15 protein-coding genes are annotated in these 20,663 nt (G+C 45.3%); 6 read left to right on the top strand and 9 right to left on the bottom strand.

From position 1 onward, the window contains the following. Positions 1-219: 219 nt before the first annotated feature. Positions 220-2,841 carry an alanine--tRNA ligase gene (alaS, locus tag AC060N_RS02695; protein ID WP_479525772.1) on the bottom strand — a complete coding sequence of 874 codons (2,622 nt, stop codon included), beginning with the start codon at positions 2,839-2,841 and terminating at the stop codon, positions 220-222. Positions 2,842-3,194: 353 nt separating this feature from the next. Here alaS and AC060N_RS02690 point away from each other — a divergent pair, with 353 nt between their 5' ends. Genes AC060N_RS02690 through AC060N_RS02675 form a run of 4 tightly spaced genes read left to right on the top strand, consistent with a single transcriptional unit; the run spans position 3,195 to position 6,317 of the window. Then, entirely contained in the window at positions 3,195-3,992 is a 798-nt protein-coding gene (locus AC060N_RS02690) for a M23 family metallopeptidase (RefSeq protein ID WP_281351377.1), read from the top strand. Between the two features lie 12 nt (positions 3,993-4,004). Beyond that, positions 4,005-4,340 carry a MerR family transcriptional regulator gene (locus AC060N_RS02685; RefSeq protein ID WP_479525771.1) on the top strand — a complete coding sequence of 112 codons (336 nt, stop codon included), beginning with the start codon at positions 4,005-4,007 and terminating at the stop codon, positions 4,338-4,340. A gap of 47 nt (positions 4,341-4,387) precedes the next feature. Beyond that, positions 4,388-5,488 (top strand): Nif3-like dinuclear metal center hexameric protein, encoded by a 1,101-nt coding sequence (locus AC060N_RS02680; RefSeq protein WP_479525770.1) that lies wholly within the window; start codon positions 4,388-4,390, stop codon positions 5,486-5,488. A gap of 34 nt (positions 5,489-5,522) precedes the next feature. Continuing rightward, the gene (locus tag AC060N_RS02675; protein ID WP_479525769.1) at positions 5,523-6,317 is read left to right on the top strand and encodes a zinc ribbon domain-containing protein; all 795 of its coding nucleotides are present in this window, start codon (positions 5,523-5,525) and stop codon (positions 6,315-6,317) included. 81 nt (positions 6,318-6,398) lie between these two features. On the opposite strand, the gene AC060N_RS02670 is transcribed toward AC060N_RS02675, so the two are convergent. Genes AC060N_RS02670 through AC060N_RS02660 form a run of 3 tightly spaced genes read right to left on the bottom strand, consistent with a single transcriptional unit; the run spans position 6,399 to position 8,296 of the window. Further along, positions 6,399-7,253 (bottom strand): TPM domain-containing protein, encoded by an 855-nt coding sequence (locus AC060N_RS02670; RefSeq protein ID WP_479525768.1) that lies wholly within the window; start codon positions 7,251-7,253, stop codon positions 6,399-6,401. Next, a complete protein-coding gene (locus AC060N_RS02665) occupies positions 7,253-7,690 on the bottom strand; it encodes a TPM domain-containing protein (RefSeq protein ID WP_463234361.1) in 438 nt (145 codons plus the stop codon). Before AC060N_RS02665 ends, AC060N_RS02670 begins: the two co-directional genes overlap by 1 nt. A gap of 12 nt (positions 7,691-7,702) precedes the next feature. Next, positions 7,703-8,296, bottom strand: coding sequence for a LemA family protein (locus AC060N_RS02660; RefSeq protein WP_479525767.1), 594 nt, complete (start codon positions 8,294-8,296; stop codon positions 7,703-7,705). A 340-nt stretch (positions 8,297-8,636) separates the two neighbouring features. Between AC060N_RS02660 and AC060N_RS02655 the strand changes: the two genes are divergently transcribed. Next, positions 8,637-10,643 carry a urocanate hydratase gene (locus AC060N_RS02655; RefSeq protein ID WP_479525766.1) on the top strand — a complete coding sequence of 669 codons (2,007 nt, stop codon included), beginning with the start codon at positions 8,637-8,639 and terminating at the stop codon, positions 10,641-10,643. Positions 10,644-10,702: 59 nt separating this feature from the next. Here the strand turns inward: AC060N_RS02655 and AC060N_RS02650 are convergent, their stop codons facing one another. The 5 genes from AC060N_RS02650 to porU form a co-directional block, all read right to left on the bottom strand. Continuing rightward, positions 10,703-12,871, bottom strand: a complete 2,169-nt coding sequence (locus tag AC060N_RS02650; protein ID WP_479525765.1) for an ATP-binding protein — start codon at positions 12,869-12,871, stop codon at positions 10,703-10,705. 193 nt (positions 12,872-13,064) lie between these two features. Beyond that, complete coding sequence (locus AC060N_RS02645; protein ID WP_106543133.1) at positions 13,065-13,373, bottom strand: thioredoxin family protein; 309 nt, start codon at positions 13,371-13,373, stop codon at positions 13,065-13,067. Between the two features lie 42 nt (positions 13,374-13,415). Then, positions 13,416-13,901 carry a 2-C-methyl-D-erythritol 2,4-cyclodiphosphate synthase gene (ispF, locus tag AC060N_RS02640; RefSeq protein WP_479525764.1) on the bottom strand — a complete coding sequence of 162 codons (486 nt, stop codon included), beginning with the start codon at positions 13,899-13,901 and terminating at the stop codon, positions 13,416-13,418. Positions 13,902-13,907: 6 nt separating this feature from the next. Then, complete coding sequence (porV, locus tag AC060N_RS02635; RefSeq protein ID WP_106543209.1) at positions 13,908-15,095, bottom strand: type IX secretion system outer membrane channel protein PorV; 1,188 nt, start codon at positions 15,093-15,095, stop codon at positions 13,908-13,910. A 114-nt stretch (positions 15,096-15,209) separates the two neighbouring features. Continuing rightward, the gene (gene porU, locus AC060N_RS02630) at positions 15,210-18,926 is read right to left on the bottom strand and encodes a type IX secretion system sortase PorU (RefSeq protein WP_479525763.1); all 3,717 of its coding nucleotides are present in this window, start codon (positions 18,924-18,926) and stop codon (positions 15,210-15,212) included. Between the two features lie 277 nt (positions 18,927-19,203). Between porU and AC060N_RS02625 the strand changes: the two genes are divergently transcribed. Beyond that, positions 19,204-20,658: an SUMF1/EgtB/PvdO family nonheme iron enzyme gene (locus AC060N_RS02625; RefSeq protein WP_479525762.1), complete on the top strand. Its 1,455-nt coding sequence runs from the start codon at positions 19,204-19,206 to the stop codon at positions 20,656-20,658. Positions 20,659-20,663 lie beyond the last annotated feature (5 nt).

Below are 20,663 nucleotides of genomic sequence, written 5' to 3'. Positions count from 1 at the left end.
AGCATCTGCACGGTTTTATCTCAGTAAGAAACCTGAGATTTTGCAGCATGCTACAAATTTAAAACATATATAAATAACTAAAAGTGTCTGTATTTAAGGACATAAGTGAGATGCTGTTTTGGCTGAAATAATTTTCATTTTCCTAAAACTTCCCCCCCTCATACAGAAAAAGCTGCCCATAACAGGCAGCCTTTCAACTGATATCTTTATTAATCTTGTTTACTGATTCACCAAATTGGATGCTTCTTCCAATACGGTTGGAATTCCTGCCGGTTCTTTTCCTCCGGCTGTTGCGTAGAATGGCTGTCCGCCACCGCCGCCTTTCACATGCTTCGCCAAATCGCGAATCATTTTGCCGGCATTGAAACCACGTTCCTTCACCAGGTTATCGGAAATCATGATATGAAGATTCGCTTTACCATCGATTTCAGCTGCCAGTACCAGGAAGAGATTGTCGATTTCTCCTTTCAGCTGGAAAGCCAAATCCTTCAGCATTGCCGAGTTATTTACTTCCAGTTGACGGGCAATAAAGCTCACTCCGTTGATGTCTTGCACTTCCCGCAACAGGTCGCGCTTCATGATACCAACAGCTTCCTTCTCGAAAGCCTCGATTTGCTTCGTCAGCTCGTTGTTGCGCTTCAGGAATTCGTCGACCGAAACTTTCAGATTCTTCGGATTATTCAGCATACCCGAAACCTCTTTCAGCACTTTGTGGTTTTGTACCATCATCTGCTCTGCACGGTCAGCCGTAATGGCTTCAATCCGTCGAACGCCTGCCGAAACGGAACCTTCGGAAACGATGGTAAACAAACCGATTTCACCCGTAGCTTCCACGTGTGTTCCTCCGCACAATTCGGTTGAATCGCCGAAACGTATCACACGAACCAAGTCGCCGTATTTTTCACCAAACAACGCAATCGCTCCCATGTCCATCGCTTCCTGCATTGGCACAGCCCGGAACTCTTCGCGCTTCAGGTTCTTGCGAATCATCTGGTTTACCCGACGTTGAATTTCGTCCAACTCTTCTTCGGTTACCTTTTGAAAATGCGAAAAGTCGAAACGCAGGTAATCTTCATTCACCAACGAACCTTTCTGCTCCACATGCTCACCCAGCACTTCTCTCAGAACGTGGTCCAATAAGTGTGTTGCCGAGTGGTTATTGGCCGTCAACTGCCGTTTGCGGCTATCGACATGCGCGACAAACGTTGCTGACGGATCAGCCGGTAACTCTTTCGCGTAATGAATGATGAGGTTATTTTCCTTCTGGGTATCCAGAATACTTATTTTCTTGCCGTCTGCTTCGATGTAGCCGGTATCACCAACCTGACCACCTGACTCAGCGTAGAAAGGCGTGAAGTTGAAGACCAGTTGATACGATTCTTTATTCTTCACTTTCACCTTGCGATATCTGGTAATTTTCACCTTAGCCTCCAGGTGCTCGTACCCGATGAACTCCTCTTCATCGTCGGCCTGCAGCTGAATCCAGTCGCCAGTCTCCTGGTGAGTCGCGTTCCGCGAACGATTCTTCTGAGCTTCCATCGCCTCGTTGAACTCCTTCCGGTTAACGACCAAATCGTTTTCACGAAGAATCAACTCAGTCAGGTCGAGCGGGAAACCAAACGTATCGTACAATTCAAAAGCCAGCTTACCGCTAACTACTTTATATTCGTTCTTTTTAGTCTCTTCGATGATGTTATCCAGCATACGAATTCCGGTTTCCAGCGTGCGCAGGAATGATTCCTCTTCTTCGTGAATCACCTTGGTCACCAGCTCCTCTTGCTTCTTTAGTTCCGGGAAGGCTTCTCCCATATTCTGAATAAGAACCGGAACCAACTGGAAAATAAACGGCTTCCGGAAATTCAGGAAGGTGTAACCATAACGCACTGCACGGCGAAGAATCCGGCGGATAACGTAACCCGCTTTGTTATTCGATGGCAGCTGACCATCGGTGATAGAGAAAGCAATCGCACGCAAGTGGTCGGCCACCACACGCATGGCAATGTCCGTCTTATCGTCATCGCCATATTTTACACCGGCCAGGTTGCCCAACTCTTTAATAATCGGCTGGAAAACATCGGTATCGTAATTCGACTGCTTCCCCTGCAATACCATACAGAGGCGTTCGAAGCCCATTCCGGTATCGACATGTTTCGCCGGCAGCTCTTCCAGTTTACCTGAAGCTTTCCGGTTATACTGTATGAACACCAGGTTCCAGATTTCAATCACCTGCGGATGATCTTTATTGACCAGCAAACGTCCGTCTTTTTTGACACGTTCGTGTTCGTCACGCAAGTCAACATGAACCTCGGAACAGGGGCCACACGGTCCGGTATCGCCCATTTCCCAGAAGTTGTCTTTCTTGTTTCCGTTCAGAATATGATCGTCCGGCAAGTACTGTTTCCAGTAACCACGGGCTTCTTCGTCAGCTGCAACGCCATCTGTTTCATCGCCTTCAAATACGGTAGCATACAAACGTTCGGGAGAAATCTTGAATTCGCCAACGAGCAATTCCCACGCCCAGTTGACCGCTTCTTTTTTGAAGTAATCGCCAAACGACCAGTTACCCAACATCTCAAACATCGTATGGTGGTACGTATCGTGTCCCACTTCTTCCAGGTCGTTATGCTTACCCGAAACACGCAAACATTTCTGTGTATCCGCTATCCTCGGCGATTTTACCGGCGAATTCCCCAGGAAGATATCCTTGAACTGGTTCATCCCCGCGTTGGTAAACATCAGCGTTGGATCATTTTTCACCACCATCGGTGCTGAGGCAACAATCTGATGTTGTTTCGATGCAAAAAAGTCGAGAAATGTTTGACGTATCTCTTTTGAATTCATAATCAAGAAGCTTAATTCGAATAAATGTTAAAATTGACCCGCTTCATCGGGTTTTCTCCTGCGAAACTCGAAAAAAATTTTAGATTTGCAACCGTTTGAAGGGTCTGTTTTATTGATCCTTGCAAATTTAGATTATTTCGTTAAATTTGTTAACACATATTGTAAAATAAAGGACCAGCATGGGTAAAACCAACTACAGATTTAACCCTGAAACGCTCAGTTACGACAAGATTGAACGAAATGTTAAGTCTCTTGTCAAGAGATTGCTTGGCTACCTTTCCACGAGTATAGTACTGGCGGTTATCATTTCTATGATTTTTCTCCAGTTTTTTGATTCCCCCAAACTTCGCCGGATGAAACGTGAGAACGAAAGGTTGCTCACGCAATATACCTTAATGAACAAGGATCTGGACAACATGAGTAAGGTATTGAAGGATATTCAGTATCGTGACGACAATATTTACCGGGTTATTTTTGAAGCTGAACCCATTCCGGCATCCGTTCGGAAAGCGGGCTTCGGTGGAATAAACCGTTACTCACAGTTGGAAAGCATGGATAATGCTGATTTGGTTATCTCAACGGCTCGCAAGCTGGACGTTTTAACGAAGCAGATTTACATTCAGTCCAAATCGTACGATGATGTGATGAAGATGGCCCTGAACAAGGAAAAGATGTTAGCCAGCCTGCCGTCCATCATGCCGGTTTCGAACAAGGATTTAAAACGAACCGCATCCGGATGGGGATACCGCATCCACCCGATTTATAAAATCCGTAAGTTTCACTACGGAATGGATTTCTCTGCACCTACCGGAACCGAGGTGTTCGCGACGGGGAGTGGCGTAGTAAAGTGGATTCGCCGTTCCAAGATTGGTTATGGAAACCACATCTTGATCAGCCATGGATACGGCTTCGAAACGGAGTATGCTCACCTGAGCGCATTCAATGTAAAACCGGGACAAAAAGTGAAGCGGGGGGATGTAATTGGTTTCGTGGGAAGCACCGGAACATCAACAGCACCACACCTTCACTACGAAGTACATAAGAATGGTAAAAAGGTGAACCCCCAGAACTACTACTTCCTCGATTTGTCGCCGCAGGAATATGAAAAGATGATTGAAATTTCGTCCAACATGGGACAAAGCTTTGACTAAAAAAACAACACTGTGCCATTTAAACAGCCCAAAGCGGAAAAACTATATTACTCGATTGGCGAGGTAGCCGAGATGTTCGATCTCCGGCCATCGACCATTCGTTTTTGGGAAAAAGAGTTCGAATCACTCAAACCGCACAAAAACAAAAAGGGCAACCGTTTTTTTACCAAAGAAGATATCGACCACCTCGGTCTGATTTATCACCTGGTGAAGGAACGGGGAATGACACTCAAAGGTGCGCACAAAAAGATAAAAGAAAACCGGCAGGGAACTCAGGATACTTACGAAGTAGTGAAGAAACTGCAGGACATAAAGAACTTTTTACTGGAGATTAAAGAAGAGCTGTAACAGGTTCTTCTTTTTTTATCCTGATTACCCGCCTAAAAACCGCGAGCATGAAACTCAAGATACGTGACATTACCAGCAAACTGGAAGCGCTGGCTCCTCCCTCATTTCAGGAATCGTACGATAACGCCGGCTTGATTGTCGGTCACCCGAACGACGAAGTAGACGCCGTTTTATTGACTTTGGATGTAACTGAAGAGGTAATTGACGAAGCTATCTCCACGGGAGCCAACCTGATAATCGCCCACCACCCCATCGTTTTCAAAGGATTGAAGCAGTTCAACGGTAAAAACTATGTGGAGCGTTGTGTGATCAAAGCCATCAAAAATGATGTGGCCATATACGCCTCTCACACCAATCTCGACAGTGTTCCAGGCGGGGTAAACACCAAGATGTGTGAAAAACTGGGCTTACAGGATTGTCAAATCCTCTCACCGATGAAAGGACAGCTGTTGAAGCTGGTAACTTTCGTCCCTGTTGAGCATGCCGAAAACGTACGTGAAGCCATTTTCGCTGCCGGAGCAGGCCACATTGGCAATTACGATCAATGCAGCTTTAACCTTCCGGGAGAGGGCACTTTCCGCGGAAGCGAAAACACCAATCCATTCGTCGGAGAGCGTGGCAAGCAACATACAGAAAAGGAAGTCCGTGTGGAAACCGTTCTTCCCCGTTACCGGAAAAGTAAGGTTCTAAGGGCGCTCCTGGAAAGTCACCCGTACGAAGAAGTGGCGTACGATTTTTATCCGTTGGAAAACGAGTGGTTCGAAACCGGTATGGGAATGGTTGGTCGTCTTCCGGAAGCGATGGACGAAGAAGCCTTCCTGCTAAAGGTAAAAGAAACGTTTGCCTGCGGAGCTGTTCGCCACACCCGCCTGCTCAACAAACCGATTGAAAAAGTAGCCCTTTGTGGTGGTTCAGGTAGTTTTCTGTTGAATGAAGCAAAAGCCTCTGGCGCCGATGTTTTCATCACCGGCGATTTCAAATACCACCAGTTTTTCGATGCCGAAGATAAACTGGTGATTGTCGATATTGGGCACTATGAAAGCGAACAGTTTACTAAAGAGGTTTTTTATGAAATACTTACCAAAAATTTCCCTAACTTTGCCATTCGCTTATCGGAGGTGAAAACCAACCCGGTAAATTACCTGTAAATACTTAAGAAACACAATAAATAACAAACAGGATATGACGACAGAATTCAACAAGCCGGCTGGTGGGAATGAAGTTCCTGCAGAAGAGAAGCTGAGAATGCTTTATGAGCTTCAAACAGTTGTTTCCGAAATCGATAAAATCCATACGTTGCGGGGTGAGTTACCGCTGGAGGTTCAGGATTTGGAAGATGAAATCGCCGGTTTGAAAACCCGCATCGAGAAATACGACGATGAGGTAAAGAGCTTGAATACTGCGGTTACAAACAAGAAGGCCGAAATAAAAGAAGCCAAGTCGCTGATTGAAAAATACACCGAGCAGCAGAATAATGTACGCAATAACCGTGAGTACGATTCACTGTCGAAAGAAATTGAATTTCAGACACTGGAAATCGAGCTGGCTGAAAAGCGTATCAAAGAGTTTACCGCTGAAGCCAAGCAGAAGAAAGAGGAGATCGACAAAGCTCAGGTTGACCTGAAAGATCACGAAGAAGATCTGGTACGCAAGCGCAAAGAGCTGGAAGAAATTACTTCGGAAACTTCCGTTGAAGAGCAAAAGCTCATCGACAAATCAGAAGCGATTGAAACCAACATCGAAGATCGCCTGCTGACGGCTTTCAAACGTATCCGCAAAAATGCCCGCAACGGACTGGCTGTTGTAACCGTACAGCGTGATGCCTGTGGAGGTTGCTTCAACAAAATTCCGCCGCAGCGTCAACTGGACATTGCTTCACGCAAGAAAGTTATCGTTTGTGAATATTGTGGCCGTATCCTCGTTGACCAGGATATCATGACACCTCTTTCTGAAGAGACAGAAAGTAAGAGCAAGTAAGCAAAACAATTGCTACCATATAAGAAACCCGGTCCGGAAAAGGATCGGGTTTCTTTTATATCATATCGTTCGTTTCTCTTGTTACCAGGTTCCACCGGCTCCACCGCCGCCAAAACTTCCGCCGCCAAAACCGCCAAAGTCGGAGAATCCTCCTCCTCCACCACCGCCGAAGCTTCCGCCTCCGCCGGAGAAATCATCCCACGAACCCCGGTGGCTGCCGCCGAAAAGGTTCATCAGCAACAAAGCTTCGAGGAATGATGGTCCACGACCAACCGCTCCAAACCGCCGGCGCCGGCGTCCAAAGATGAAGAACAGGATAATGAAGAAGATGACCACGCCAACACCTCCGGTTCCTCGTCCCCGCTTGCTTTGTTCGCGTGTAGCCTGAATATATTGGTCGGCCGTAAATTCCTTCTTCGTCAGTCCCATCAGCACATTGGTTGCCCGATCGATACCAATGAAATAATCACCTTTCTTGAACCAGGGAATCATCTCATTCTCGATAATGGTTTGCTTGGCCACCACATCAGGAACGACACCCTCCAGACCATAACCTACGGCAATGAAAACTTTACCTACCGATTCGCTGGTTTTCGGCTTTACCAAAATCAGGATACCGTTATCACTGCCTTTCTGTCCGATTCCCCATTTTTGAGCCAACCGAACGGCGTAATCGGCTTTGTCGTACCCATGCAAATTATTCAGGGTTACAACAGCAATCTGCGTAGAGGTTTGCCGGGCAAATTCCGCCAGTTTTTCGTTCAGCATCATCGCTTTCTGCTGTGGCAATACATGGGCTAAATCGTTGACCAGTCTGGCTGGTTGTGGACGAGCCGGAAAATCACTGTTTTCTGCGAAAGCATTGACACTAATCATCAACGCCAGCAACAGCAACATCCCTTTCATCCGCATAGAAATATGTTTTATTTGCTTCATTATTTTCCGAATGAGATTTCGTCCGACAATTCGTTTACGTCATCCTCCTGATAAGGGAAATGTTCGCTGAGCTGGTGACCGGCCATCGAAATTCCTTCCGCGAGGCCAATGGCAAAATCACCTTCCTTGAAATACTCCAGCATTTTATTCTTGATCTCATCCCAGAAGTTTTCCGGGACAACCTTATTAATTCCGGCATCTCCCAGAATGGCAAATTTGCGGTTCCCCACAGCCAGGTAAAACAAAACGCCGTTCCGCTCTTTGGTTTTGTGCATATCCAGCACTTTGAAAACATGAGCAGCCCTGTCCAGTACTTCACCGGGGCACTTGTCATCGATGTGCACGCGGATTTCGCCACTGGTATTGTGCTCAGCTTCCTGAATGGCTTCTATAATATTAGCCTGTTCTTCCTTGCTGAAAAACTCTTCAATTTTCATGAAACTCCTTTTTTAAAATTGGACTTTCGGCGCTTGATCGGCTCCTTTGTCAGCCTGGAAATAAGCTTTTTTCTCAAATCCCTGGAAATTAGCAATGATGCTTTGCGGGAATTTGCGAATGTAGGTATTGTAATCGCGGGCAACCTCGTTAAACCGGCGGCGTTCCACAGCAATCCGGTTTTCGGTTCCTTCCAGTTGGGCCTGCAACCCAAGGAAATTTTGGTCGGCCTTCAAATTAGGATACCGTTCAACCGTCACCATCAAACGGCTCAGGGCAGAAGAAAGTCCCTGTTGTGCCTGCTGGAATTTTTGCAACGAAGCCTGATCGAGGTTATCGGCATTCACATTGACCGAGGTAGCCTTGGCACGTGCCTCAATCACTGAAGTAAGCGTCTCCTTTTCATGTTCCGCGTATCCTTTTACCGTATTCACCAAATTAGGAATCAGGTCGGCCCTGCGCTGGTAGACGTTTTCGACCTGTGACCATTGAGATGAAACAGCTTCCCGCTTTTCAACCAATTTGTTATAACTATTAACCCATTTGAAAATCCCGAAAAAGACTAACAGAATAACAACAACAACAACAATAATTCCAACTCTTTTCATGCGTATAATTTCTTATGTTTATCAATTACTACCGACGGGTGTCGGATTGACCACAAGCGAGCATCATTCAGGTTAAGAAATTCTCTCATTCTGTGTGGATCAAATATTAGTTGAATAATTTCCTACAAGTTAACACAAAATCCAGTCCGTACTAATTGATGTCAGGTGCTATCCACAAACAACATAATAATCAGCCCATTTATCAAAGATTAAAGTCTGACGAATTGGCATACTTCAGAAAAGCTGCTCCTTTCCGGGTCGATTATTAAACATGCCCTTCCTCATTTTTTAATGTTCCCTTGCATTGTAATTTTATTGTCAGAAAATTAAAACGAAAACTATGACCAACAATACGTTTGTGAAATCCTTAACCGAAGGAATTCCGGATATCTTGCCGGAACCCAAAACGCACGATCCAAATATCAATCACGCTCCAAGGCGGAAACAAATCTTAACCAACGAAGAAAAACAGCTGGCTCTTCGCAATGCATTGCGATATTTTCCGCAAAAACATCACGAGGTACTGGCGCCGGAATTTGCCCAAGAGTTGGAAAACTACGGACGGATTTACATGCACCGTTTTCGTCCGGATATAAAAATGCATGCACATTCTATCGACGACTACCCTGCCAAATCGAAACAGGCTGCTGCCATCATGCTGATGATCCAGAACAACCTGGACAAAGCCGTAGCACAACATCCGCACGAACTGATTACCTATGGAGGGAACGGAGCGGTATTCCAAAACTGGGCACAGTACCGTCTGACGATGAAGTACCTTTCGGAGATGACGGAAGAACAAACGCTGGTGCTCTATTCCGGCCACCCGATGGGCTTGTTCCCGTCGCACAAGGAAGCGCCGAGAGTCGTTGTGACAAACGGAATGGTTATCCCGAACTATTCGTCGAAAGATGATTACGAGCGAATGAATGCGCTCGGCGTTACGCAATACGGACAGATGACAGCTGGTTCGTTCATGTACATTGGTCCGCAGGGAATTGTTCACGGAACGACGATTACCTTAATGAATGCGGCCCGCATGCATTCCGAAGGAGGAATTGCCGGCAAAATATTTATATCGTCCGGGCTGGGCGGTATGTCGGGAGCACAACCCAAAGCTGCCGTTATTGCCGGATGCGTAGGTGTTGTCGCCGAAATCAATCCCAAAGCGGTACAGGTGCGACATGAGCAGGGCTGGGTCGACGAAGTATTTACTGACCTAAATGAATTGATTCCGCGAATGCTTCAGGCCAGCCGGAACAAAGAAGCAGTCTCTATCGCTTACCAAGGAAACATCGTTGATTTATGGGAACGCCTGGCTAAAGACGGAATTCCGGTTGAACTCGGCTCCGACCAAACGTCACTGCACAATCCATACGCGGGAGGTTATTATCCGGTAGGAATGACACTGGAAGAGTCAAACAAAATGATGGCCGAAAATCCGGAGAAATTCAAAGAGGAAGTCCAAAAAACACTGCGTCGCCATGTGGCTGCCATCAATCAAATGACTGCCAATGGTATGTATTTCTGGGACTACGGAAATGCCTTCCTGCTGGAAGCTTCGCGAGCCGGAGCCGACGTGATGAAAGACGATACACGTTTCCGTTATCCGTCCTACGTGGAAGACATTATGGGCCCGCTTTTCTTCGACTACGGATTTGGTCCCTTCCGGTGGATTTGCACTTCCGGTAAACCGGAAGATTTGGAAAAATCGGATGCCATTGCAGCGAAAGTATTGGAACGTCTTTCTGCGGAAGCGCCTAAAGAAATCAAATCGCAGATGGAAGATAACCTGCATTGGATTCGCGAAGCAGGAGAAAACAAGCTGGTTGTCGGTTCGCAGGCGCGTATTCTTTACGCCGATTGCGATGGCCGCACACAAATCGCAGCAGCCTTTAACGAAGCAATCCGTAATGGTGAGATTTCCGCACCGATCGTGTTGGGCCGAGATCATCACGATGTATCGGGAACCGATTCACCTTTCCGCGAAACATCAAACATATATGACGGTTCAAGCTTCACAGCCGACATGGCCGTTCACAATGTAATTGGCGATGCATTCCGCGGTGCAACCTGGGTTTCGTTGCACAATGGTGGTGGCGTTGGCTGGGGCGAAGTTATCAACGGCGGATTCGGCATGCTGCTCGATGGCTCGGAAGATTGTGACCGCAGGCTAACTCAGATGCTTCACTGGGATGTGAATAACGGAATTTCGCGCCGTTCGTGGGCCCGAAATGAGTCGGCTATGTTTGCCATCAAACGTGCCATGGAGCAAAATCCCAAACTGAAAGTGACACTGCCCAATATTGCAGACGACAACCTTATCGAAAAGCAATTCAAAAAATAAATAAGAGTAACAGGAATTTTGAAGAGAGAGCTGTCCGGATGAACTTCCGGGCAGTTTTTTTATCCGATTGAAGGATTTCCACGGCCCGGTTTATCGTTTTCCGGGGTGATTTCCACTGAGGAATTAACGCCAGTAGCCACAACCAACGTAAATGAGAAAGTAGTACCACGTCCCAAGTCAGATTCAACGCTGATTTCGCCGCCATTCTTCTCTACAAATTCTTTACAGAGAATCAGTCCTAAGCCGGAACCTTTTTCACTGTTAGTTCCATACGTCGTAAAGAACTCACGGGAATCGAAAATACGGGAGATATTTTCGGCCGGGATACCCACGCCATTATCTTTAATGGAGACGCGATAGTTGTTTCCGGCACGATGTCCGAATATGGTGATCTTTCCTTTTTCAGGAGTAAACTTGACGGCATTAGATAACAGGTTCCGGATAACCATATTAATCATGTTCCGGTCGCAGTATACCATGCAGTCTTCCGTCAGCTGGGAAGTCAGCTCGATATTCTTTTTGTCAGCAAAGAAGCGCTGTTGTTCGAGATTTGAATCAACCAGTCGACGAATGGAATTGGCGTCCTTGAAGATTTTCAGGCCACGCTGGCTTTTCGCCCATGAAAGAAGGTTTTCGAGCAACTCGTAGGTATTCTCCGAGAGCCGGTACAACTCCTCTTTGATTTGCTCCTGCTCTTCCGGCGGAAAAACATCGGGTTCTTTAATCAGTTGATGGAGCATACTTTTCGATGCCCCAATCGAGCCACGCAAGTCGTGCCCAATAATTGACAGCAATTTGTCCTTCGTGATATTAAGCTTCTCCAACTCATCCTTTTGCTGCATAATTTGTTCGTTACTTGATTCAAGTAACAAGTTGGATTTCCGCTTAGTAGTGTAGAGCGTTGCAACCAACGCCGAGAAGACTGCCAGAACCAAAATGATTCCAAGCATGATATTAAAACGGATGCGCTTTCGCCCCAACTCCAAATCCTTAATGGCATTATCGCGAGTGAGAATCTCAATCTCGCTCTGTTTCTGATCCAGTTCGTAACGGCTCTGTATCTCGGTTATTAATTTGGCTTTGCTCTCATTGAAAGCCGAATCTCGAATCGTTGAATACGTATTGTAAAGCTCAAAAGCACGACGATAATCTCCGGACAGTGCAACCAGCCGCGACAGTGCCGCATAATTTTTCTCCAACAGGTCAATAATGTGCAGCTTCTGAGCGTAATCGATACTTTGTTGAAAATCAGCTCTGGCCTGGTCTGCTTGATTTCGGGCATCGGCAATCAATCCCATATTATAATAAACATGTGCCAAACCTTCCACGTAATTCATGCTCTCGAATTTGGCTTTCGCTTCCAGTATTTTTTGCTCACCTTCATCAATCCGGTTTAGCTTAATCAAAGCTTCGCCCATTCCTAAAATACCTATGCTTTCAAATTGCTTATTGTCGAGCATGATACCAATACCGTAACACTGCCGGTAATAATCAATCGCTTTCTCATAATCTCCCCGATCCTTATAAATCTCACCTATATTGTTCAACGGAATGGCTTCGTTGGAGAGTTGATTTAAGTCGCGATACACGTCCAGCGCTTCATTGTAATACTTGAGTGCTTTGTCCAGATTTCCCCAATCGTGGTATGCAACTGCAATGTTATTTTTGATCCGCGCGACCTGCTCTTTTGTTCCCTTCGTTTCAAATATTTTCAGGGCCTTCATGAACAGCTCCATCCCCTTAACATAATTCCCAGAAGTGGAATACAAACCAGCGAGGTTCGAGTCGATTGTTGCAATTTCCAAATCGTCTTTGGGAGACTTCAAATACGTTAAAGCCTCGTCATACGTATCCATCGCCTTCTTAAAATCGCCAATTTTATTGTAGTAGGAGCCAAGTGAATTGAGGGAGTTCGTAATTAACTTTTTATCGTTCAAGTCCTTTCCAATCATTAACCCCTGCTTCAAAAGCGGCAGACATGCTTCGAATTCTCCTTTCAGAAAGTAATTACTTCCCATTGCCACATAAGCAGTACCTTCCTCTTTCCGGTCCTTTCGTTTAATGGCCAGTTGAAGAGCTTGTTCTGCGTAATCCTGGGCTTTCTTGGAGTCAATATAGAGGTAGGCAAAAGAAATTTTGTTGAGCAGCTCTGCTTTGTTTTTCTCCGAAACGGAAGAAAGCTTTTGCACAAGACTGTCAACTTCTTCGACACTGGGTTTGGCACTCAAAATTAGGGGTATACAGACCAATCCCAATAATAGGGTTATATAAACTAACTTACCTCTGGGCACGGTTGGTTAAGCGGGTTTTAAAATTGGTATCAGAACTTTGGGTTTAGATAAACAAATTAAAAAAAATTACTGAGATAAAAAAACATTAATTAAAATATGACTCGTAATATTGAACGATATTTACCGGTTATTAATCCTCAAAGAACCGGTAAATTCTGGCCATATCACCTTTTAGTTCATCGAGAGAAAAAGCACGAACTTTTCTGAAAGTTTCTTTTCCCTCGGCAAAGAAGACTACTGTCGGAACGGTAAAAACCGAAAAAGCCGCAGCCAATTCAGGTTCCTGATCCAAACTCACTACCCGAAAAGCAACTTTCGGGAACTCACTCTGTACCATGGCCTCAACTTTCGGCCTCAGCACATGACAAACCGAGCAGTTGGGGCCGGTAAAATACAATAATACCAGTGCTTCGGTTTCCACCAATTCTTCAAAATGCATAAGATCGTAATAATGCTAAAGGGAACATTCCTGTTTCCAAGTTTATGAAATTTGTTTTTGTAACAACACTACAGCCTGCACCGAAATGCTTTCTTCGCGTCCCTCAGGTCCAAGACCTTCCGTGGTTGTCGCTTTCACAGCGACATTGTCTTCATCGATTCCAAGCACTTCCGCAATTTTCTTTTCCATCGAAGGGATGAAAGGCATCAACTTCGGTTTTTGTGCGGCAATAGTCGAATCGATATTGACAATCTGGTATCCTTTTTCCCTGACCAACCGGTAGGCTTCCGCCATCAACACTTTGCTGTCAGCATTCTTATACTTTTCCGATGTATCGGGAAAATGAAAACCAATATCACGCAAACGGGCGGCTCCTAACATGGCATCGCTAATGGCGTGTAACAAAACGTCGCCATCAGAGTGAGCCACTGTTCCTTTGTTATGAGGAATCAGAACTCCGCCAAGCCACAACTCCTCTCCTTCAGCTAGCCGATGAACGTCGTAGCCAAGTCCAACACGATAATCCATAAACAACTACCGTTGAGTTTTTTGGAACGCATCCAAATCAAATGACAATGTGAAACGTAACGTATTTTGTAACGGATTGTTTCGTTCAGTAGGAAGAAGGTAAGAGAAATCCAGGGCAAACACATTCATTTTCAATCCTGCACCTGCTGTGAAATATTTTCGGTTACCTTTATTCTGGTTCTCGTAAAAATACCCGGCGCGCAAAGCAAACTGCTTATTGTACCAGTATTCTGCTCCTAGCGATACCATGACCTCCTGCAGCTCTTCCTTAAAACCACCGGGAGCATCACCAAATGAGGAAAATACAGCACTGATAACGGATTTATCCGAACCATACCCCGGTGTAACGATAATTGTTCCGTTTCCGGAATCAGTTGCCGAAACCGTATCGGCAGGAGTCGGAACCAGCAACTTATTGATATCAGCTGTCAGCGTCAATGAGTTGTACTCATCCAGATCCATAGAGAAAGCGGTACCTAAACGAAGGTTGGCCGGAAGAAACTCTTTCGTCTCACCCTGATCATATGAAATTTTCGAGCCGACGTTGGAAATATCGATACCTGCTGAAATTTCTCTTCTCTGACGACTATCTTTCCAGGCTGTGTGGTAATAGAACGACACATCGGTTGCAAAGGCATTACCCGGAGAATAGGTTTCATCGCCCACTCCACCTGACAGGTCGGAACGGATGTACCTCAACACAACAGCACCCGACCAGTTATCGGAAAGCTTTCTTGAGTAACCGGCATCGAAAGCAAATTCATTTGGATTTTGGCTGCCCATAGGTTGTCCCTGAGCATCGGTTAGCTGAATGCTTCCTAATGAGAAATACCGCAGTGAAGCACTAACAGTCTGCAAATTATCCAAACGATAGTAACCAGCCACATAAGCCAGGTTGATGTCGTCAGCCAAATCTCGCAACCATGGCGTATAAGAAACCCCGATTCCGAATGAGCTTTCCATGAATGCATACTGCGAAGCGTTCCAGTGCTGGGCATTTACATCCGGAGATGTAGCAACACCTGCATCCCCCATGGCACCATGCCTGGAATCGGGAGCAATTGTCAGAAAGGGTACGGCCGTTGTAATCGGATTTGCCTTAACATCCTGACCGGTTATGGTTTCCTGCGCTGATACTTTCGCTGTTTCCAGCAACGCGACAATAACAATTAGGCTAACAAGCAGTTTTCTCATAGAAAATGGTAAAGTAAAAACATTAATGTCCACAAAAATAAGCTTTTGTTTTCAAAATGCATTCCTATACTGGAACGCTTTTCATAATAAAAAATTATCTTAAAACTTATGTTTCTAATGCAAAATCAACATTTTTCCACTCCGGGAAGCTGAAAATCCTTCTGCAGAAGTAGCTGAAATCTGATAGATGTAGATCCCTTTAGGCAGGGAAATACCACGCGAAGAAGGATTCCATGTAATTGGATTACTAGCCAATCCGTCGGATAGAACCGATTTATCCATTCGGTCAACCAAACGTCCCTGCAAATCGTAAATAGAAACGGTAACATCAAACAAATCACCATATTGGTTATGTTCAAAAACAAAGTGTGTTTCATCCTTCACCGGGTTCGGATAATTATATACACGACTTATCTTTAATCCGGTGTTCACCTTAAATTCCACCTCCTTCTCAGAGGAATTATTTAGAACATCCCAGGCCTTTATTTTCAAAGTATGAACACCACTTGACAAGTCGCTGAACTGGTAATTGACGGTTCCGCTATTATATGAATTCAGGTCGGCCTGAAATAGATCGTTGAGTACGATCAAGTCCTGCTCATCACCATCGAGCGTCGCGGTTAAGTCGTGTCCGATACCCGTTCCTGAAGTGTTGATTCCCGTTTCATCCGCTAGTTTGACAATTAGCAAGGGATTCTTTCCCGTTTCATCACCCGAACGGAATTGTTCATTATCGAGATAAACCTGGATATCCGGTCCGGCGGCGTCAGTTATCGTTCCGGTGGAGGCACCACCAATATCAAACTGGTTATAATACCCGTGACCGTCGATGGCTCCGTCGGTGGCATAATAGCGTATCATTCCCTTATCGATACGATAATTGATATCCTTCGGCACGACAAACGAAAAAGTAAAAGCGCCATCAGTCACCGAGACTTTCCCTTTGTACAACACGTTATTCTGAACAACATAATCGAATGGCGTTTGTCCCGCATTGCCCAATGTCTGCTCGGTTGTTTGTTTATCATAAACTATCGGATATAAATCGCCGTTAAAGTTAGATAGCCGGCTTCCTTTTATGTCTTGCACCTGGCCAGTTACTTTAATGACGTCCAACGCATGAATCGTATCAGTCAACTCACTTGCCGGCTGCCCGTTTATTTCGGTGGTTGCAACATGATATTGCGGATAGGTAAGACGTAATGCAGGATCACCGAGCAATGCAAACTTTCGCGAATTGATAGTTCCGCCATTATCGATTTTCGACAACCGGATAACATCGCCCATTCGCAGATTTTTCCCGTTTTGGTCTTGCTCAAATACGTGATTGAAAAAGCTTTTGTTGATTTGATAATTGGCTGAAGAATAAACCAGACGCGTGGTCGAGAACAATGCTACGCCACCACCATTCGGATTAAAGAGAACATGTTCTCCTGCCGACTGCTTATTTGTATAATCCCAACGACTGAATTCACAGGTCGCGGTAACAAAAACCGGAAGTTTATCGTAATTGGTCCAGGCATCGATATCCGGTTTCATCAATACTTTTTCGTGAGCCAGTCCCTCCTCATTCGCATGCCCCGTATAGTTCATAATCAAAACGCCACGCTTGACGCGATCATTAATCGCAGCGGTAACTCCGGGGTAACGTTCGTCAGGTGTTGTTTCCTGAGGATATGCATCAAAATAGATCTTATCGGTGTAAAACGAAGGATAATCCGTGTTCACTTGATCGGCCAAACGCTCAGCATCGCGCATGTGCAGATTTCCATTTTCATCATCAGCAATAAAACACAATACATTGCGCCACTCACCCAAACCTGCTGTCGATGCATAATGGGTAATTTTATCAACCGCAGCTGTTGCCTCAGCTTGCGAGATACAAGGAATCCGACCAACGCCTACGTCTACGGCTCCATTATATTCACCTTCTCCATCGTCGAGCAATCCGAAATAATCATCCGACACAAACGACAAGGCAGGATTGATTGAATTTTCTGACTGCCAGGTGGGAATATAATCCGGATTTTCATCCGACACATCGTGTATATTATCATACGTCCCTTTTCCGAAAAGCAGCACATACTTCAAAGGCGTGCCGGAACTTTTCCTGTAACACGCCCGGATAAAATTCCGGATGGCGGTAACATCTTTTATTCCGGCTGAGAACTCGTCGTAAATTTTTTCTACCGGAACAACCGAAACATTCATTCCATCCTGTTGACGATGAAAGTTGGCCAGTTCATTGGCTTGCGACAGAAATACCTCTGGAGTGATGATGAGCATTTCACCTGCGTCCATCCCATGCAAATCCTGATTGGCCACGTCTCCAACAAACTCAACTCCCGGATAATCAGCAGAAGGATTGAAAGCTATAAATTCGCGCAAAGTATCGGCTGAAGCCGGAAAATTCAAATGACTTCCGTCAAATGTCGTCTGCATTGCTTTCGGGTTCAACGGGGAACTCACATCCCATACCCTGGTTTGGGAATCGGCACCCGAAAGGGTGAATTCGGCGATTCGACCCGCTTTCACCGAACGGCTGTCCCGGAAAATCAGCTCACTTCCCGAAAGGACCAAATTCGCCCGGGCTTGCATACGGATGTAGTCCAACCAGGTTTGGTCGGTTCCTCCCGCAGAAGATTGCAACGCCACATTCAACTGTGTACCCGTGCCATTGTATGTAAATTGTTTTTCCTGCAAATCAGCATAGTCAGCGCTTTCGTATGTCTGATAGGCACTAAATTGAAAATCGGCGAGCGCTGTGCCATTAACCTGCACGGATAACGAAGAGCCGTCTTTTGTCCTGGCTGCAGCAACCATTTGGAAAGAAACAGGCTCCGAAGCCACCCGGTTAGGAATGGCAAAACTCAGGCTTTGAGACCCCGTTCCTGTCATGGCCGAATCAAACCATTCACGTCCCGATTCAATCAGGTTATTTTCTTCTTTTTCTGAGAAATCGTGATAATCATATTGTGTCACGACAGTGTCGGCAGTTGTACCGGCAACTGCTTCGGTTGGTATTTGAGGAGCGGCTTGCGTGTTTTCCGTTAGGTAAAAGAAAGAATAATCGGGGGCGAAAGAATTCATTTGATGCCGATACAAGCCGGTGGACGCGTCATAGGTCCATTTTACCGAGCCCGGTGCATAAAAAAACAGACAATCATCCCCGGCCGTGTTTTTTCCTGCGTAAAACGGAACCGGTACCAAATCATCGGGTGAGTCGGGACGATTGACACGATCCAGCATGTAAGACAAATTTCCGTATATCTTCACATCGCCCGGCGTTTGAAATCCCATGGTTCTCAGAGCAGCATAAGTGATGCTATGTATTCCCTGCCCCTTCGCTTTCACCTTTTTCCACGTACCCGAAGCCAACACAGAATGGGCTGCTACACTTCCCGATAAACTCGCTGCTTTTAATTCCGGCAAAGCAGAATATTTCACACGAAATTGAGAAGCATACTGAATGTTTCCTGATTTCCTGACGAAAGGCAACAATCGCAATTGAAGAAATTTCTTTCCGGAAGCAATCACAACTTTACTTGAAAAAGACAAGGTATCAGGGAAGGCGTATTTTTTTATCGTTCCCGTATCCGGAAGAGATTTCCATTGTTCAACTACTATTTCGGCATTCACATTCGCGGCATTCACCGGTATTATTTCCGACCAAAAAGGCATATCCGGCTGCACATCATCAAATCTTGCTCCTGAGAATGTTGGTAAAACAGATTCACTCTTGTTGTGCCATGCCAATGTTACATCAAGCTGCTCACCATAAATATGACAGCTGATTAGAAATATTGATATGAAAAAGAATATTTTATACATTGTGGTCGGGCAAAAACAGGTATTTAATTAGGCTCTCTGAATTCCAAAACTGACTGAAAAACAGAAATCAATTACAATATCAACGTTTTTTTGGAAAATCAAATATTTAGAACAAGACAAAAGAACGCAATTTTCTTCAATCATAACATTTTACATATATATTTGTCGCAATATCATTCGACTAATAAAAAAGTTATTCCCGACAGACAATAAGTGAGGCGGGTTTTCAGTTATATTTGTGTTCACCAAGGAAAAATCACTAACGATTATACACATCATGAGATTGAAATTAATTCCGTTATTGGCGATTAGTCTCTTATTACTTGGCTCCTGTAGTCTCTTTAAAAGCAAGAACAACGGAGTTTCTTCCACCACAGGCTGGGCGTATAACGACCCGGATAACGGTGGTTTTGAATACCAAGCGGGATACCATCAAGCAACAGGTCCGGGATTGGTCTTCATCAAAGGAGGAACCTTCACCATGGGGCGTGTTGAGCAGGATGTTATGTATGATTGGAATAATTCACCAAGAAGAGTAACAGTTGCTTCGTTTTACATGGACGAAACAGAAGTAAGGAATATTGACTGGCGCGAATATCTGTACTGGATAAAGAGGGTATATCCCGATGACAAAGAGAAATACAACAAAGCTCTTCCCGATTCACTGGTATGGAGAAACGAGTTGGCTTATAATGAACCTTATCTGGAAAACTATTTCCGCCATCCGGCATACAGTAACTATCCGGTAGTAGGTGTAAGCTGGGTACAGGCAACGGCCTATTGTAAATGGAGAACTGACCGCGTTAATGAGCGTATTCTTATTAACGAAGGAGTATTGACCGATGACTTGTCTCAAAAAGGTCAGAACGTATTTACCACCGAGTCCTATTTGAACGGACTGTATCAGGGGGTGGAAGGTGATAATCCTATGAAGGATTATTCAAAGGATGGGGCGACTCGCCGTGTAAAACAGTCAGATGGCTTGCTTCTTCCAAACTACCGTCTCCCCACCGAAGCTGAGTGGGAGTACGCTGCACTTGGCTTGATAGGAAATGAAGATGGCGAGTTGTTAACCGACCGTAGAATTTATCCGTGGAATGGAAATCAGATTAGAAACACCCAGAAAAAACACCGCGGAGAAATGATGGCTAACAGTGTGCGGGGCAGAGGTGATATGATGGGTATGGCCGGAGCACTTAATGATGCTTATGACATTACCGCACCGGTAACTGCATTTTGGCCGAATGATTATGGTCTTTACTGCATGGCTGGAAATGTGAATGAATGGGTTCAGGATGTATACCGTCCTTATGGCACGGAAGACGAAGCCGAATTCCAGCCATTCCGTGGAAATGTGTACACAAAATATAAACGAGACGCCGATGGCAACCTGATCCGTGACCAATACGGCCGGCTGGAAGTCGATACGGTTGCTGATGCCAGAAACTTCAGAGACGGTGATTACCAATCGAGAATCGATGATTCGGAAGATTGGAACTCAGAGGCTAATAAAGCTGACAGCACTTCGAAAGACATGTATGAAGCGAATGCCGGACAATTTGCGCCACGCATTACCGACAAAGTCAGAGTTTATAAAGGAGGAAGCTGGAAGGATCGTCCTTATTGGTTGAGCCCGGGAGCCCGCCGTTATATGGATCAGAATAAATCGACAGACGATATTGGTTTCCGCTGTGCGATGACACACGTAGGGAGTCCTAGCAACGGAGATTAATTTTA

It is taken from the genome of Prolixibacter sp. DSM 2831 (assembly GCF_056493735.1).
This window is presented reverse-complemented; position numbering and strand designations above follow the sequence as displayed.